Consider the following 16,876-nt stretch of genomic DNA (forward strand, 5'->3'; position numbering starts at 1 on the left):
AATTTTTGTCCTTTTCAATAGGTATTTTAAGATATGGCAGATGAAGAATTAAAAAACCAGATGTGGGGTGGTCGATTTAAAGCAGGACCTGCCGCAATTATGGAAGAAATTAACGCTTCAATTGATTTTGATCAAAAACTTTATAAACAAGATATTGAAGGTTCACTTTGTCATGTAGCCATGCTAGCGCAAACAAAAATCATTTCACAATCCGACTATGAAAAAATTACCCATGGCTTAAAGAAGATTCATCAAGAAATTGAAATGGGTACATTCACATTTTCACGAAAACTTGAAGATATTCATATGAATATTGAAGCACGGCTGAGTGAATTAATTGGCCCTGTTGCAGGACGTTTACATATAGCACGTTCACGAAATGATCAAATTGCTGTTGATTTTCGTTTGTGGGTACGAGAAGAAATGCAAAAAATGACACAAGCTTTAAAAGAGCTGATAAAACAACTCCTGATTCGAGCAGAACAGCATGTCGATACTTTTATGCCAGGTTTTACGCATTTACAAACCGCACAACCTGTTACATTTGGTCACTATATGATGGCCTACGTTGAAATGTTTAGTCGAGATTTATCGCGTATGCATGATGCTATTGAACGAATGAATGAATCCCCCTTAGGGGCTGCTGCTCTAGCAGGTACAAGTTTTCCGATTGATCGTTTTATGACAGCAGAAGCATTAGGTTTTCGTGAGCCAACGCGTAATTCGATTGATAGTGTTTCAGATCGTGATTTTGCATTAGAATTTTTAAGCGTTGGGACTCTTTGTGCTATGCATCTTTCCCGTTTAGCAGAAGAAATTGTTCTTTGGTCGAGTGCACAATTTCACTTTATTCGTTTATCAGATGCTTTTTCAACGGGTTCATCTATTATGCCACAAAAGAGAAATCCTGATGCTGCCGAGCTTATACGCGCTAAAGCAGGGCGATTAAATGCTGCTTTAATTGGACTCTTAACAGTGATGAAGGGTTTACCCCTTGCTTATTCAAAAGATATGCAGGAAGATAAAGAATATGTATTTGATGGAGCTTTGAGTTTGGAATTATCGCTAGCAGCTATGACAGGGATTATTGGTGATCTTGAAGTTAATAAAGAAGCCATGAAACAAGCAGCTCATTTTGGATATGCAACAGCAACTGATTTAGCTGATTGGCTTGTTCGTGAATTAGGGCTTCCTTTTCGTGAGGCGCACCATATTACTGGATCTATTGTAGCATTAGCAGAAAAAAAACAGTGCACTCTTAATGAGCTAACATTAGTTGAACTTCAAACGATACATCCCAATATCAATGCAACCATTTTTGATATTTTGACAGTTGAGAAATCCGTTAAAAGCCGGAAAAGTTTTGGTGGAACAGCACCTTCAGAAGTTCTGCATCAAATTGCTTATTGGAAAAAGCGCCTTATAGCCGCTTAAGTGATTTTATTTTTTAATACAAAAAATAAAACAGAAACAATATCAACATAATAGGAAAAGATATATGATAACCATTGTGAAAAATTTAATAATTATTCTTTTCTGCAATGTTATCATATTTGGATGTGGACGGAGAGAAATATTAGATTTACCATCTTCAACAATCATGAATCCTTCACAAGAAGCATTTATTTCTGAAAGAAAAGCAGATAAACCTTTTTTTCTTGATCAGCTGATACAATAGGTTTTTTATGCATTTCTTTTCTTATTATCAAGGCGAACTTCACGCTGAAGACCTTTCACTTTCTATGCTTGCGCAAAAGGTAGGGACTCCTTTTTATTGCTATTCAGCGCGTACACTTATTACAAATTTTGAAAACTATCAGCAAGCATTTCAAGATATGCCTTATCTGATTGCTTATGCAGTCAAAGCGAATTCTAATCAAGCAATTTTACGACTCTTAGCACGGAGTGGAGCAGGAGCTGATGTGGTATCAGAAGGTGAACTCCGACGTGCACTTGCTGCCGGTATTCCTGCTCATCGAATTGTTTATTCTGGTGTTGGTAAAACAGTGAAAGAGATTGATTTTGCTCTTACGCAAAATATTCATTGTTTTAATGTTGAGTCAGAACCAGAACTTGAACAATTATCAGCACGTGCTGTTGCACTTTCGACAACAGCACGCATTTTACTGCGAATTAACCCAGATGTGGATGCAAAAACTCATAAAAAAATCACAACAGGGAAATCTGAAAATAAATTCGGTATTCCACTCTCATCAGCACGAGAAGTATATAAAAAAGCCGCTCAATTGCCTGGTTTATACATCTGTGGTGTAGATATACATATTGGCAGTCAGATTTGTAATTTAAAACCCTTTGAAGATGCTTTTCTTATTACGGTAGATTTTATCCGTCAGTTGTGGAATGATGGTTATACTATAACCCATGTTGATATTGGAGGAGGACTTGGAATTCCTTGTGGTTCTGAACATCACTCCGTACCTTCTCCTTTTGAGTATGCAGCTCTTGTTAGAAAACATATTGCCCCTTTAGGGATCAATATTATCCTAGAGCCTGGACGTAGTATTGTTGGTGAAGCTGGCATACTCGTCACATCTGTAATACATTTAAAAAGGGGAAAAGAGCGAAATTTTGTTATTGTTGATGCAGCAATGAATGATTTCATTCGCCCAACGCTATATGAAGCTTGGCAAAATGTGCTCCTGGTAAAAGAAAAACCAATAGATACTCCGCTGATCAATGCAGATATTGTTGGCCCTGTTTGTGAAACGGGTGATTATTTAGGTTTGAATCGTTCTTTAGCGCTCTTGTCGCAAGGAGATCTTTTGGTTGTTACAGGAGCAGGGGCTTACGGTGCGGTTATGTCAAATACTTATAATAGCCGACTTTTAATACCAGAGGTTTTAGTTCAAGATATGCGGTATGCAGTTATTCGTCCACGTCTTGATTATGAACAATTGATCGGACTCGATCAAATTCCAGATTGGATTGAAAATTTTTAAATATCTTAGTCTTATTTTCACTCAACTCTCATGAAACAATTTATTTTCCCATAATTATTTTGTATGAATCTTATGATTTCAATGCACCGCTATAAAAAAAGGTAACTATTTATCTATGAACAATAAAAACATCAAAAGTTTTTCAGAGCTAAAGCTTTTGTTTGTGCGCATTCTTGTTTGGTGTATCCTATTTTGTGAGCGAATATGGCCACGATTATTACCCTTTTTTCTTGCTCTGAGCCTTTTATATTCGCTGAGTTGGTTTGGCATTTTCAATGCTCTTGGTTATTGGGCGCATTTATTTCTTCTATGGCTCGTGCTTTTTATAGCAACGGGGAGTCTTTTTCTGCTTTTCGGTTTCCGTTTGCCCACAATCAAAGATATTAATGACCATATCGAAAAAACAAATAATCTCAAACACCAACCTCTCAATGTTCAAAAAGATCGTTTACACTTTGAAGATGAAGAAGATACAACTACAAATATTTGGCGTGAACATCAGCGCCGTATGGCAGAACAATTGCATCATTTGCGAATTGGATTAATTTATCTCAGGAGTGCTTCCTACGATCCCATGGCTCTTAGAGCTTTATTTATTCTATTTTGTGTTTGTGCTTTTAGTTTTTCTTTTGGTTCATCAGGTGGACGTTTAGCAGATGCATTTGATTTTCGTCCTACCGTTGATGAAACATTAATGCGCGTTGATGCTTGGGTTACACCACCTGCTTATACAGGAGTTGCACCCATTTATTTAACGCAAAATGAAACAACACTATTTACAATTCCTGAAGGTAGTGAGGTTGTTGTACGTATTGTCAATGGTGCTGGTGTTACAGTAACAGCAATCTCTGAAGAAGATGGCCAGAAAATTTCACTTACTAAGAAGAACGAACAACCGGCTTTAAATAATTCAATTATTCGTTTTGAAACACACTTAGAGCGTTCAATTTATTTATCTTTAGCGTCGCGCCATAAGCAACAACAATGGCATTTACGCATGATTAAAGATCAATTACCAACGATTCATTGGTTAGAAAAACCAGAAAGAATTTTATCTGGATCATTAGAATTGCAGTATGAAATGGATGATGATTATGGAGTTACAAATGCTTTTGTTGAAATAGAACCTTTTTTTGATCAAGAAAAAAATAGTTCTCCCCTTTATAAAGCACCTGAAATAAAACTTCTTTTAGCACGTGGTGGAAAAGGTAAAATGCGGACAGTGCAAGATTTATCAAGCCATCCGTGGGCTGGTTCAGAAGTAAAAATTACTTTGATAGTACAAGATGGTGCTGACCAACAGAGACGCAGTAAAACTTTTCTCATGACGTTACCAGAGCGCATTTTTGCAAATCCTGTTGCACGTGCAATCAATGAACAACGTCGTTTATTGGCTCTTAACGCATCTAAACGCGAGCATGTACTTGATATGATTTCTGCTTTGCTTTTACGTCCAGAAAATGGTCTTCAAAATACAACTCATTTTCTTCTTTTACAGAGTGCATGGACAAGGCTTTCTATGGCACAAACAGAGGATCAATTGCGAGATGTCGTTGATTATTTATGGACAATTGCTTTAGGTATTGAAGATAATCAGCTCGAGTCTGCTCAACAGAGATTAAAACAAGCACAAGCTGCTCTCCGTGATGCATTGCAGCATGGTGCTTCTGCTGCTGAAATCGAGCGACTTATGGCAGATTTACGACAAGCTGTAAATGATTATATCCATGCTTTAGCTGAAAAAGCACCAGAAGATAAAGATTCAAGAGAGGCTAATCTCTCTATAGATACATTACAAAATAAACTGAATTCAATGGAAGAAATGGCTAAAATGGGTTCTTCTTCTGCAGCGGAACAACTTTTAGCTGAAATTGAACAAACACTTGATCATTTGCAAATACGGAAAAGTCATCAAACAAACGGGCAAAACAAAAATCAAACGACACAAATGAAAGAAAAAATAGATCAACTTGGTGATTTAATGCGTCGTCAGCAAGAAATTCTTAATGATACACACAATTTAAAAACAGATCAGCAACATGGAAACAGTACGCCCAAAGTACAGAGTGAATCCTTAAAAGAACGCCAAAATGAGTTGCAATCTGAATTATCAATATTGAAAAAAGAATTGACAGCAGAAGGATTTGAATCAAATGATGACCTGAAAGAAGCAGAAGAGAAAATGAATTCTGCAAGAGATGCTTTTGATAAGCAAGACTATGAATTGTCAATACAAAATCAATCAGATGCTTTAGAAGCTTTGCGACAAGGCGCACAAAATGTATTAAAAAAGATGCGTAACATGCTCAATAAAGAAAAAAATAATCAGAATGTTATTCGTAACCGTAAAGATCCATTAGGGCGTCCACTCTCCTCAGAAATTGACCAAAAACGAGAAGGTGTAATTGAACCAAAAGCAAATGATAGAATGCGCGCACGGCAAATTTTGGATGAAATTCGCAAACGCCTTAGCAATGAGTATATTTCAGAAGAAGAAAAGAATTATCTTGAAAGATTACTTCATTTTAATTGAAGAAAAAATTTTTGCGACTATTTTGAAAATATAGTGCAAATTATTATGCAATAAAAAAGCACTACAGATAATAATAAAGTTAATTACTTATAATAAAGGAGACGATAAAATAACTTTTTCCCCATGCTTTTAAAATCATTCGGATGAAGGAAATTAAAGATTAAGATTTTTCTTCTTGAGACAAAAAAGCAGAATTCCATATAAATTTAAGTGTGTGAAAACTTGCGATACTTGAAATTTGCTTCTAAACGGTATTTTAAATTGGATATAATCACATTAAAAGATTTTTATACTTCTACGCTTGGTATGCGTATGCAAATGACAGTTTATGATCAGTTAAATGTCTGTTGGCCTGATCTTATAGATAAACGAGTTATGGGCCTTGGCTATACACTTCCTTATCTTTCTGCATTGCGTAAACGTGCAAAGCAGTGTTGTGCTTTTATGCCTGCTAGTCAAGGAGCATCACCTTGGCCTTATCCCGATAAAGTTGCTACAGCACTTGTTTTTGAAGAAGATTTGCCTCTTCCGGATGCTTCGATTGATTGCATTTTATTAATACATGCACTTGAATATACAGAAAATTCATACGAAACACTAAACGAAATATGGCGTGTTTTGATTCCTAATGGTCGCCTTATTGTTATTGTTCCTAATCGTTATGGATTATGGGCACGTAATGACCGTACACCTTTTGGTTATGGCAAATCTTATAGCCGACAACAAATAGTTCGTTTATTGAGAGAAACCAATTTTATTACTGAATCAGTACAAGAAATTGTCCATTATATGCCCTCTTTAAACTGTATATCGCGGTTATGTTCATTTTTTTATGAATCATTAGCAAGTCATATTTTTCCTTATTTTGGTGGACTTTTAATGTGTTCAGCAGAAAAACATGTCTATCAAGGTTCTTTTGTGCAACGTCATCAGTCGCGACGCATTTTTATTCCTACACTAACACCACAAACATGTACAAAGAGACAGACCACTTTAATCTAAATTTTTATCTTAGAACAATGTTATCTGAATTGTATTTCAAACAGCGCGCCTCCAACACAATTAAAGATTCAAACGATATCCATTATGATCGGTAACAAGAATTTTTGCTTTAGAAGGATCTTTTTCGATTTTTTTACGCAAACGATAAATATGGGTTTCCAATGTATGCGTGATAATATTTGCGTTGTAGCCCCAAACGTGTTCCAATAATGTTTCACGACTTACAATTTTATCTCTAGTCTCATAAAGATATTTAAGAATTGCTGTTTCTTTTTCTGTAAGGTTAATTATATTGTTCTGCTGATCAATAAGGAATTTTTCTCTAGGTTTAAAAATATAAGGACCAAGATCAAAAGAATCTTCATTGTGTTCATATTGGCGCAATTGGGCGCGAATACGAGCTAAAAGCACTGAAAAACGAAAAGGTTTTGTCACATAATCATTAACACCCATTTTAAAACCTAAAATAGTATCGCAATCTGTATCATAATGAGTCATCATAATAATGGGAGCACGAAATCCTTGGGAGCGTAATTTTTTTACAGCTTCACGACCATCGAGATCGGGAAGTTCTACATCAAAAATAGCGAGATCAACATTGTCTTTTTGAGCCACTATAATCCCTATTTCAGTAGTTTTTGCTTGAAGCACTTCAAACTCTTTATGAATTTGCAATTGTTCTACAAGAATAGAACGAAGATCGTTATCATCCACAACGATTAAAAGGGTATAATCCTTCATTTTTTTTCCTATAAGATGTATTTTCACTAAGATTGAAGAAAGAATAATTTCATGAAAATAGGATTGCTTGCAAGTGACATTAAAAAAGAAAATATATAAAAAACAAGCTTTTGTTTCTTCTATTGTTATCCGTCGACAAACAGGTATGCAGACACAGGGTATTCTGTGTATTGGTCAGCATCGCTTTTTTTGTGCTTTAGGGCGAGCTGGTATCTCTGCTTTTAAACGTGAAGGTGATGGTGCTACTCCTTTAGCCAATATGCGTTGTTTAGGGGGATTTCGCAATAATTTTTACCGTTATTTCCCACGTTCAATTTTAGCAATCCGGCATATTCAAGCACACGACGGTTGGTGTGATGCAAGTGGAGATGCCAATTATAATCGTTTGGTACGTCTTCCTTATCCAAAAAGTGCTGAAAAGATGCAACGTGAAGATGGCCTCTATGATATGGGCCTTATTCTAGATTGGAATATTACAGAACGAAAGATGGCAAAAGGAAGTGCTATTTTCATACATTTAGCACAAAATAATTATACGCCAACAGAAGGATGTATCGCACTTTCATATCGTGATATGCAACGTATTTTACCTTATATTAATCGGCAAACAAAAATTATTATTTTAGGTTAAAGCTATGCTACTTTTAATCCTCCCATAGAACAGACTTCTTTCCATTCATCTTCTGTAACTGATTGTACCGATAAGCGCGTAGCTTTAACCAGCATCATATTTTTTAATTTTGGATTAGCTTTAATTTGTTTTAATGAAACGGGATTTGGTATATCACAAATAGCACGAATATCTACACACTCCCAGCGTGGATCTGAACTAGTAGAATCAGGATGTGTTTCAGCGCATACTTCCACAATACCAACTATTTCTAGTCCTTGATTTGAGTGATAAAAAAAACCCTTATCGCCATATTTCATAGCGCGCATATTATTGCGTGCTTGATAATTGCGTACACCATCCCATTGTTCACCATCAAATCCTTTTTGTTTTTGCATGTCCCACGACCACTTAGAAGGTTCAGATTTGAAAAGCCAATAAGCCATAAAATTTCCTTTATAAACTTTAATAAGTTTCCAGATTTATACTTTTACTCCACGACGCCCTGTCCCGACTAAAGGAAGAGATTTTTCATCTAATGGCCAGCGTGATCGAGGTCCGATATCAAGAGAACTTACTTGTCCCCGTGCTAAACGTTCAGCACCAGCAAAAGCAATCATTGCAGCATTATCCGTACATAAAGAAAGAGGTGGAGCAATAAATTCAAAACCGTGTTGATGAGCAAGCTTTTGCAAACTAGAACGAATAGCTTGATTAGCTGCGACTCCTCCAGCAACAACTAAAGCAGGGAGAGGAGATGCCTCATGACGAGAAAACGGATAATGGTTGATAAATTGTTGTAACGATAGACCAACGCGATCCTGCAATATATCGATAACAGCTGCTTGAAAACTTGCAGCAATATCGGAAACATCACTTTCTGTTAAAGGTGCCATAGCTGTTGCAACTTGCCGAACAGCCGTTTTAAGACCAGAGAAGGAGAAATCTAACCGCTTATCACCCTTCAAAGGTCGTGGAAGAGAAATACGATTTTTATCCCCCAATAAAGCAGCTTTTTCAAGTGCTGGACCACCAGGATAGGAAAGACCTAAGAGTTTTGCGGTTTTGTCAAAAGCTTCTCCTAATGCATCATCAATAGTGGTTCCTAAACGCTGGTAATTCCCCACCTCATGAACAAGGATTGTTTGAGTATGCCCCCCTGAAACTAAGAGCAATAAATAAGGAAAATTAACATTATGCGTTAAAACAGCTGTCAAAGCGTGTCCTTCTAGATGATTGACGCCAATAAAAGGCTTTCTGGTAGCAAAAGCTAGTGCTTTTGCACTCATGAGCCCAACTAAAAGTCCTCCTATCAAACCAGGACCACTTGTTGCTGCAATGGCATCAATATCTTTGAGTTTCAGATCAGCGTCTGTAAGCGCTTGAAGAATTAAACCATCAAGAATTTCAATGTGAGCGCGTGCAGCAATTTCAGGAACAACACCACCATAAGGCGCGTGGTGGTCAATTTGGCTCCAAACAATATTGGAAAGAATACGGCTTTTTCCCTTATTGTTGTGCTCAATAACAGCGACTGCTGTTTCATCACAACTTGTTTCTATTCCCAACAAACGCATTTTAGGCCAAATCTCATATTATGAAATATCTTTAAAGCATACACGTATCATGAATAAATAAAGATGCAAAGAATTTCACCTTTAAATTAATCGATCTGAAAATAAATAGATTTCACTCTATACCTTATAAGAACTATGGGAGCAATTTTTGCACTCATCAAAAAAATGATTAGACCTAATGCTTTTTGCATATATTTATAAAGTTTTGTACAATCTCTATACTCTTATAAAATACTTTATGACAATGATTCAGTCGCATAAAATGTGACGCTTTAATTTGATTTATTTCACCATCAAGTAAATCATTTATTTGATTTTCTGGAAAAGTAAAATATACACATTATACTGACTTAATAATATTTGTAGGATGGGCTATAAATGTTATATGTTTCCTAAATTGAACCAATTTCAAAAAATTCTGCCCTCAGATTACTAATTATTTGGTTACAATTGCTTCTTCATACTTAAAAATAATCATAAATCATCGTCATACTCATAGGAGAAGAATAATTGCATCAATTACGCCGTATATTACATACTTTTTAGAGAGTACAGATTTATGAAGAGCTCTTACATAATAGAATAATCAATACTTCTCACTTTATTTATATGAATATGAGAACGCTAATGTCTGAGTTAATACACATAAGAAACACCGTCATCTTCTTATAAATTCTACAAAGAAATGGCTCACGACAGCGTGATAATTACCAATGACAAATGAGCACATTTTAATTGCTTTTCCTGAGATAATGAGTCAAAAAATCATTCTAAACAGACCTATAAGCTTTTGCATTTAGAAAATTATATGTCCTTATTATGACGATCATACCAACAGCTTTTCTTAAAGAATTATATCGTATCTCCTATATTAAATAAGGTATTGAAGATTTTTTAACATTTATTACAGTTAAACGAAAATAAGCAATTTACAAAAGAATTATGCAAATATAAACGATCGAGTAATCTTTGCAAAAGAAGATCCTAAATTTACAAATATTTCTAATCTGCAAGCATTTTACTGCATTACAGAAAGGAAGCTCATTATAATTTAGAAATACAGAGAGCAGTCTATTAACACTTATAATAAAAAATATTTTTCTTTAATCCTATAAGAATATTGCAAATAATCGGTCTCTCTTCAAATGAGTAATGCAGCGACAATTTTAAAACTTCACAAAACAAAAAAGATCACTAATAATGCTACTTATTATCCTGTTGAAACAGTTAGCAATATAACTTACCCATTAAAACCACTTCAATGAATTATTTGTAATTTAGCAACAACCAAAAATAAATAATTGATAAAACATATTTTCAACTTGATTGTAAATTATCTTTAAGGTAACTTCCTATCTTATGAAAATTTATTTTTCATATTGTTATATTTGATTAATTGGGTGGGGATTAAGTATGTTAAAGGATTTAGTATGCCCTCAAAAAAGAGATTCCCAAAATTTGAACCCCTCTCTCAAAAGAAAATTGCTTCAGCAGAAAAACTGTTACAAAAATCAAAAGACAGCATTCCTTCACCCAAAGAGCTTTCATCAAAGTTAAAAGATAGCATTCCTTCACCCAAAGAGCTTTCATCAAAATTAAAAGACGGCATTCCTTTACCCAAAGAGCTTTCATCAAAGTTAAAAGATAGCATTCCTTCACCCAAAGAGCTTTCATCAAAATTAAAACAAGGGTTTGCAATAGGAATCGAAAAAACAAAATATCTCTGTGTATCCGCAGGAGGGAATTCTAAACTTTGTCGTATTGTGGCCGTTAAATCTTTTGGAGATGTAACAGAGGGCGATCTTGGCGGTTTTATTGAAAATGAATCAAATTTATCACAACAGGGTGATTGTTGAGTTTACGGCAACGCTAAGGTTTTTGGAAACGCTAGAGTTTACGAAGATGCTAAAGTGTATGATAATGCCAAAGTTTATGGAAATGCCCAAATTTATAATAAAGCTCGTATTTCTCAATCTGCCGAAATTTACGGTAATGCTCGAATTTATGGCAAGTCTAACATTATTGGTGATGCTAAAATTCATGGTCGGGCAAGCGTTTATGGACACGCTCAAGTTTGTGGATGTACCGACGTTTATGATAATGCAAAAATTCACGGTAGAGCTAAGATTAATGACTATGTAAAGATTTTTGACCATGCCGAGATTTATGAGAATGCTCTTGTTACTGACAAAAGTAGAGTTCACGGCAAAGCTGAAGTTTATGGTAATGCTCAGATTAAGGAGCAAAGCGAAGTTTTTGGCAACAGTAAAGTTTATGGTAATGCCATAATTTCTGATAATGCCAAGATTTTTAGGCATAGCAAGATTTATGGAAATGCTGCTATTTACTACAATGCTTTGGTTAGTGGTGGAAAGATTTACGACAATGCAATAATTACGGATAATGCACAAATTTCTGGTCACGCTAAGATTTATGGAAATGCCAAAATTTATGAAAATGCCACAGTTAATGGCCATGCTAACATTTATGGTAATGCTAAGACTTATGGAAGTGCTGTAGTTAATGAAAATGTAAAGATTTTTCACAATGCTCAGATTAAGGGCAATGCCGAAGTTCGGGGAAATGCCAAAGTTTATGGTAGTAGTATAATCTCAGATACTGCCAAGGTTTATGGTAATGCTGAAGTTTATAACGAAGCTATGATTTGTGAAAATGCTCAAGTTTTTGAGAAATCCATAATTGCGGGAAAAGCTAAGGTGTATGGTAATGCACAGATTTATGGAAGTACTGTGATTAGTGAAGAGGTCGAATGTTTCGAAAATACTAAAATTTTTGGTCAAGCCAAAATTTCTGGTCAAGTCAAAATTTCTGGTCAAGCCAGAGTTTACGAATTTGCAGAAGCTTGGGAGTCTGCCAATATTTTTGGCAATGCTTGCGTTTTCGGAAAATCTCAGATTTTCGGTAATAGTAAAATATTTGATGAAGCAAAAATTTATGACTTTGCTGCAATTACCGAAAATGCTGAAGTTTATGGTTGTGCTAAAATTTATGGACATGCTAGAATTTTCGGTGAAGCAAAAATTTTAGGAGAAACCTTAATTACAGGCCAAGTGAAAGTTTTTGGTCAGGCTGAGATTGTTGATAAACGTTTTTTTAATAATGAAGCAATTAACGGCCATCAATTTCTTCATGATGAGAGCCAGATGAAAATTCTCCATGAAAAAGAAGAAAAAGTTTTTGATGAAAGCAAAATGCAAGTTTTAAATGAGAACATAACTAAAACTTTAAATGAGAGAAAGATTATAAATCTTAAGGCTCAAAAAGCTTCTATGATTAATGAAATTAATATAGTTCAAAAGGCTGAGGTTCAAAAGGCTGAGGTTCAAAAGGCTGAGGTTCAAAAGGCTGAGGTTCAAAAGGCTGAGAATATCATAAGTAATGATGAGAACCAGATGAAAATTCTCCATGAAAAAGAAGAAAAAGTTTTTGATGAAAGCAAAATGCAAGTTTTAAATGAGAACATAACTAAAGCTTTAAATGAGAGAAAGATTATAAATCTTAAGGCTCAAAAAGCTTCTATGATTAATGAAATTAATATAGTTCAAAAGGCTGAGGTTCAAAAGGCTGAGGTTCAAAAGGCTGAGGTTCAAAAGGCTGAGGTTCAAAAGGCTGAGGTTCAAAAGGCTGAGGTTCAAAAGGCTGAGAATATCATAAATAGTAAAGGACGGCTTTGCCGAAGCTTCTAATGTTTTTATTAAAAATACACAAAATCTTACTGTGTAAATATATCAGTATGCAAATATGAGAGTGAATGTTATATAAAGCTTTTTATATTAATAAATAAAATGTATACTAGAAACTATAAAAGCTAAATTAAAAAAGAAAAAATTGTTAAGTCTAGTTACGAAACTATGAAAAAGTATAAAAAATAAGTATCAGAAAATACTCTATCTTTACGTTCGATAGGTTATATTTTTACAGTATTTTAGTTTTTATCCAATTACTGCTTAAAAGCAGTTAATAAATTAGACAATAAATAATACTGTTTTTGATAGGGGGTATATTATTATAACAATAATAAACACAAAGAGTCTCAAACAAGTGGTTTTAAGCTACAGTGCTGTTTTGTACAAAATTAAATCAGAAGGAGCTCTTCAAATCAGTGATAGCTCATACAAGCGTAGTATTTGAACTGGGTGAAGTTTTAGCTGATATGTTTTTAAATTTTAGATATATCACAACAAATTATAGCTTGTTTATGAGAGAAATTCTTCTCCTAAAAACTCTGATAAAAATATGGACCTAGAAGATTTGATAACAAAAAATCTCTATTTTTGAAAATCTGATATGAGAAGGCAATTACATAAATATTCTTAACAATATTACCAACAAAGCATTCGTATGATGTATAAAATAATTTATGCAATTATTTTTCGGATATTAGGGGAGTTAAGCAATTTATCATTAGTTCTTAATATAGACAAGCAAACGGTAGCTAATATTTTTTATATCATACTAATAAACAAGCAATAATTATCAATCTAAAGGCAGCATCTAATGAACGTCATTAAGTAGCACATAATATCTGTCATTAACTTCCTAAATATCATATGATTGAACAGTATTCATAGCCTTCTAAAAATTAGCAAAGTGGTTTGTTGTATGATGGAATATAACAAACTAACGGCGCCGTATTATATATAATAATTGAGAAAGCAAAACTTCCCCTATAAAATTTCTACTATACATGCTCATATAAATACCACCAAAATCTGATGTAAATACAGTCAGATATCCTAAAAATTATTCTGATGCTTTGCAATAATCGTCAGTTTCAGTAAGGCTTGATGAATGATTACTTCACTTAAAAGTGGATTTTTACGACTTTCTAAAATAGCTGATTGTATTTTTTTCATTGCATACAAAATTTTCTCTAAGTTCCAATATTTTAAGGCTTGTTCAACTATTTTTTTCCTTTGAAAAAAAATCGGTGGTTGCGCCTGAGAAATGACTATAAAAGGAGTTTTGCCTTCAATTTCTACTTGATAACGTAAAAGCTGTAATTGTTGAAAATGCCTTTGAGCCGTATTTAAAACAAAAAAAGATGTATTGTTTACAGCACAACAACGGCTAAAATAAATTTCAAAACTCGCTAAATCTCCTAGTAAAACAGCATCAATTACTTCATCTTGAGAAAGAGCACTCACATCGCTAACAATAGCTTTTACATCTTCAAAAGCAATATGAGCCTTCTTTAAGGTATAAAGACACAACTTTTCCAATTCACTCCGTGATGCAAGACGATCTTCTCCGATATTTTGGTGCAAATATTGACGCGCTTCCAAAGAAAGAGTTGCATTGAATTCATCTAAAATCTCATCAATCAAGATATCAAGAGAATGAGCATTATCTGCATAACAAGGCAAAGCAATTGCTGTTGATGCTGTTTCAATAATATTGCGTAATCCTACTCCTTTTTTTAAATCACCCGCTTCAATTAAAATAAAACTGGCTTCTGGTGGTTCTGTTATTAAAAGTTTAAGCGCCTTAAGAAAGCCTTTTTGGTTAGCACCACTAGATATCCATATCAAACGATCACCACCAAAGAGCGATAAAGTGCGTGCTTCATCGCCTAATCGCGCAGGATCTTTATCGATTTCAGCTGCATCTAAGCGAACAGTGGAAAAAGGATTTTCTATTGCCACCTGAGAGAGCTTGGCAAAACGTTGTGCACGCTCACAAACAAGACCACGATCCGGTCCATAAATTAAAACGATAGGAAAAGAACGCGAAAAATGTTTTAAAAACTGATCAACTTCATGTGCTTTTTTCTGAGCCAAAATATTAATCCATTAAAAATACATCATCAAAAACTTCATCACAAATCTTCTGAAATAGTCCAATTTCACTACCTCTATCTTACATTTTTTACACTCTTTCTTCACTAACTGTCCAAAATGACCTTACGCTAAGCAAAAGCAAAATCTGATTTCTATAATCAAAAATCTAATGTACGGAATTCACCACTCTAATAACAATTTCCTCTTAATATTTATTTAGTTAGTTAAAAATATCACAAAATCAGCTATTTCTGAACGAATACTCAAGAAATCACATAAAATAATAAAACATTATCTAAAAAGGAGAAATCTACAATTTTCTTGATAGTGCCTCTTAAAGGCATTGTGTAGTGATTCTGAAGATATATTAGATTCCATTCAATACTTTTATAGCGCAAAATGACTGTTTCTAGTGATTTACAATCCTTTATCAGAGAACAACGCTCTTTTGATTTTTTACTTTTATCAAATTTCCATGCCAAAAGGCAAAATCAATATCTTATTTAAAGGGAAAGGATTTTATAATTATTGATTTTATTATGTTTTTTATCCTACTTTTCACCTTTTAGATACTTTTCTACCGTTTTGATAGCAAGCCTTTTGCAATCAGTGCTTTTTATATAAAGAGCAATTATATTACCACCTATCCAGCAAAAAAATACTTTGAAGTGTAATAAAGACTGTCTTATCTAAGTTTGCAGCTCTTGCTGCTACTAATTTTTTCAAACCACGAGCTGATTTTTTAATACTGGCTTCATTACAAAACTTTTTAAATAAATTACCAAAACTCTCTTTAATGAATTTTCCCCCTTTGCCACAAATAAATATTGCATCTCAAATAGAGCTAATTTTAAAAGTCTTTGCTCGTTTAGTTCAAATAGACAAAAAGGTACCTATTTGATGAATATTTTTAGGGCAGAAAATGAGCTTTTGTCGATTTTAATCACTGAAACAGGAACAAGAAATAAAAACAAATATCACCCCATTAGGAAACAATCATGCTCAAACGTCGTGATAAAAAAATCACAGATTTAAAAAAGCGTTTAATGAATACGATTGTTATTGGGAAAATCAGTCATGCTGACCATAAAAATGCGTGCTATCGCAATCTAAAGTAGAAATTTAACCAACGACTGGATTGTTGATTGCCAAACACAGACAGATAGAGCACATATCTATGGAAGAGGTGGTATAGGAGAGCAAGTTATTATGAATTCTGTTCATACAGATGCTAATCAAACCGACGACTTACGAAATGTAGAAAAGAAGGAAAAGTATTTCTTGTATCAGTTGGTTTCCAATGTATTTGGATCAGAAAGATTTCAATATGATCAGTATCAATTGAGCAAAACAAATCTTAAAATATAATAAATATGATAAACACTTCTATGATTTGATAACATATTTAATAAATCAAGTCATAAAGATTAAAGAGTTTATAAAAATGAAAAAAGAACTATTCATTCATGAGACGATGTAGAAGCACATTTAAGATCTTATTTCACATCTTAAAAAATAAATTGAAATCAACAAATTATGCAAAAGAAAAAGCACTGATATCCAAAATAATAATGACAACATCAGACTATCTCACCATTCTCAATACGATCATATTACTGTTGCGTATAAAATAATTGTAGAGCTTAATGAGC

13 protein-coding genes are annotated in these 16,876 nt (G+C 34.0%); 9 read left to right on the forward strand and 4 right to left on the reverse strand.

Annotated elements, in window-relative coordinates; genetic code table 11:
• Nucleotides 1–33: 33 nt before the first annotated feature.
• The 5 genes from argH to Bra60_RS06325 all read left to right on the forward strand — a co-directional run bounded on the left by argH (nucleotide 34) and on the right by Bra60_RS06325 (nucleotide 6,495).
• Nucleotides 34–1,434 (forward strand): argininosuccinate lyase, encoded by a 1,401-nt coding sequence (argH, locus tag Bra60_RS06305; protein WP_078688964.1) that lies wholly within the window; start codon nucleotides 34–36, stop codon nucleotides 1,432–1,434.
• A 64-nt stretch (nucleotides 1,435–1,498) separates the two neighbouring features.
• Nucleotides 1,499–1,678 carry a hypothetical protein gene (locus tag Bra60_RS06310; protein ID WP_035006462.1) on the forward strand — a complete coding sequence of 60 codons (180 nt, stop codon included), beginning with the start codon at nucleotides 1,499–1,501 and terminating at the stop codon, nucleotides 1,676–1,678.
• Between the two features lie 7 nt (nucleotides 1,679–1,685).
• Nucleotides 1,686–2,960, forward strand: a complete 1,275-nt coding sequence (gene lysA / locus Bra60_RS06315) for a diaminopimelate decarboxylase (RefSeq protein ID WP_078688965.1) — start codon at nucleotides 1,686–1,688, stop codon at nucleotides 2,958–2,960.
• 115 nt (nucleotides 2,961–3,075) lie between these two features.
• Complete coding sequence (locus Bra60_RS06320) at nucleotides 3,076–5,493, forward strand: TIGR02302 family protein (RefSeq protein ID WP_078698165.1); 2,418 nt, start codon at nucleotides 3,076–3,078, stop codon at nucleotides 5,491–5,493.
• A gap of 231 nt (nucleotides 5,494–5,724) precedes the next feature.
• Nucleotides 5,725–6,495 (forward strand): class I SAM-dependent methyltransferase, encoded by a 771-nt coding sequence (locus tag Bra60_RS06325; RefSeq protein ID WP_236823982.1) that lies wholly within the window; start codon nucleotides 5,725–5,727, stop codon nucleotides 6,493–6,495.
• Between the two features lie 60 nt (nucleotides 6,496–6,555).
• Here the strand turns inward: Bra60_RS06325 and Bra60_RS06330 are convergent, their stop codons facing one another.
• Nucleotides 6,556–7,236, reverse strand: a complete 681-nt coding sequence (locus Bra60_RS06330) for a response regulator transcription factor (RefSeq protein WP_078688968.1) — start codon at nucleotides 7,234–7,236, stop codon at nucleotides 6,556–6,558.
• Between the two features lie 67 nt (nucleotides 7,237–7,303).
• Between Bra60_RS06330 and Bra60_RS06335 the strand changes: the two genes are divergently transcribed.
• Nucleotides 7,304–7,867, forward strand: a complete 564-nt coding sequence (locus tag Bra60_RS06335; RefSeq protein WP_078698166.1) for a L,D-transpeptidase family protein — start codon at nucleotides 7,304–7,306, stop codon at nucleotides 7,865–7,867.
• Between the two features lie 2 nt (nucleotides 7,868–7,869).
• Here Bra60_RS06335 and Bra60_RS06340 read toward each other — a convergent pair whose 3' ends face one another.
• The gene (locus Bra60_RS06340) at nucleotides 7,870–8,292 is read right to left on the reverse strand and encodes an EVE domain-containing protein (protein WP_078698167.1); all 423 of its coding nucleotides are present in this window, start codon (nucleotides 8,290–8,292) and stop codon (nucleotides 7,870–7,872) included.
• 36 nt (nucleotides 8,293–8,328) lie between these two features.
• Nucleotides 8,329–9,423, reverse strand: coding sequence for a tRNA (adenosine(37)-N6)-threonylcarbamoyltransferase complex transferase subunit TsaD (gene tsaD, locus Bra60_RS06345; RefSeq protein ID WP_035006453.1), 1,095 nt, complete (start codon nucleotides 9,421–9,423; stop codon nucleotides 8,329–8,331).
• A gap of 1,430 nt (nucleotides 9,424–10,853) precedes the next feature.
• On the opposite strand from tsaD, the gene Bra60_RS07360 reads away from it, so the two are divergent.
• Both Bra60_RS07360 and Bra60_RS07365 read left to right on the forward strand, forming a co-directional pair.
• Nucleotides 10,854–11,279, forward strand: a complete 426-nt coding sequence (locus Bra60_RS07360) for a hypothetical protein (protein WP_194285018.1) — start codon at nucleotides 10,854–10,856, stop codon at nucleotides 11,277–11,279.
• A gap of 54 nt (nucleotides 11,280–11,333) precedes the next feature.
• Nucleotides 11,334–13,130: a hypothetical protein gene (locus tag Bra60_RS07365; protein WP_194285019.1), complete on the forward strand. Its 1,797-nt coding sequence runs from the start codon at nucleotides 11,334–11,336 to the stop codon at nucleotides 13,128–13,130.
• Between the two features lie 1,050 nt (nucleotides 13,131–14,180).
• Here the strand turns inward: Bra60_RS07365 and holA are convergent.
• Nucleotides 14,181–15,224 carry a DNA polymerase III subunit delta gene (gene holA, locus Bra60_RS06355; protein WP_078688971.1) on the reverse strand — a complete coding sequence of 348 codons (1,044 nt, stop codon included), beginning with the start codon at nucleotides 15,222–15,224 and terminating at the stop codon, nucleotides 14,181–14,183.
• 1,209 nt (nucleotides 15,225–16,433) lie between these two features.
• Here holA and Bra60_RS07180 point away from each other — a divergent pair.
• Nucleotides 16,434–16,592, forward strand: coding sequence for a hypothetical protein (locus Bra60_RS07180; RefSeq protein WP_153300892.1), 159 nt, complete (start codon nucleotides 16,434–16,436; stop codon nucleotides 16,590–16,592).
• Nucleotides 16,593–16,876 lie beyond the last annotated feature (284 nt).

It is taken from the genome of Bartonella sp. Raccoon60 (assembly GCF_002022585.1).
In the GTDB taxonomy this organism is placed as follows: domain Bacteria; phylum Pseudomonadota; class Alphaproteobacteria; order Rhizobiales; family Rhizobiaceae; genus Bartonella; species Bartonella rochalimae.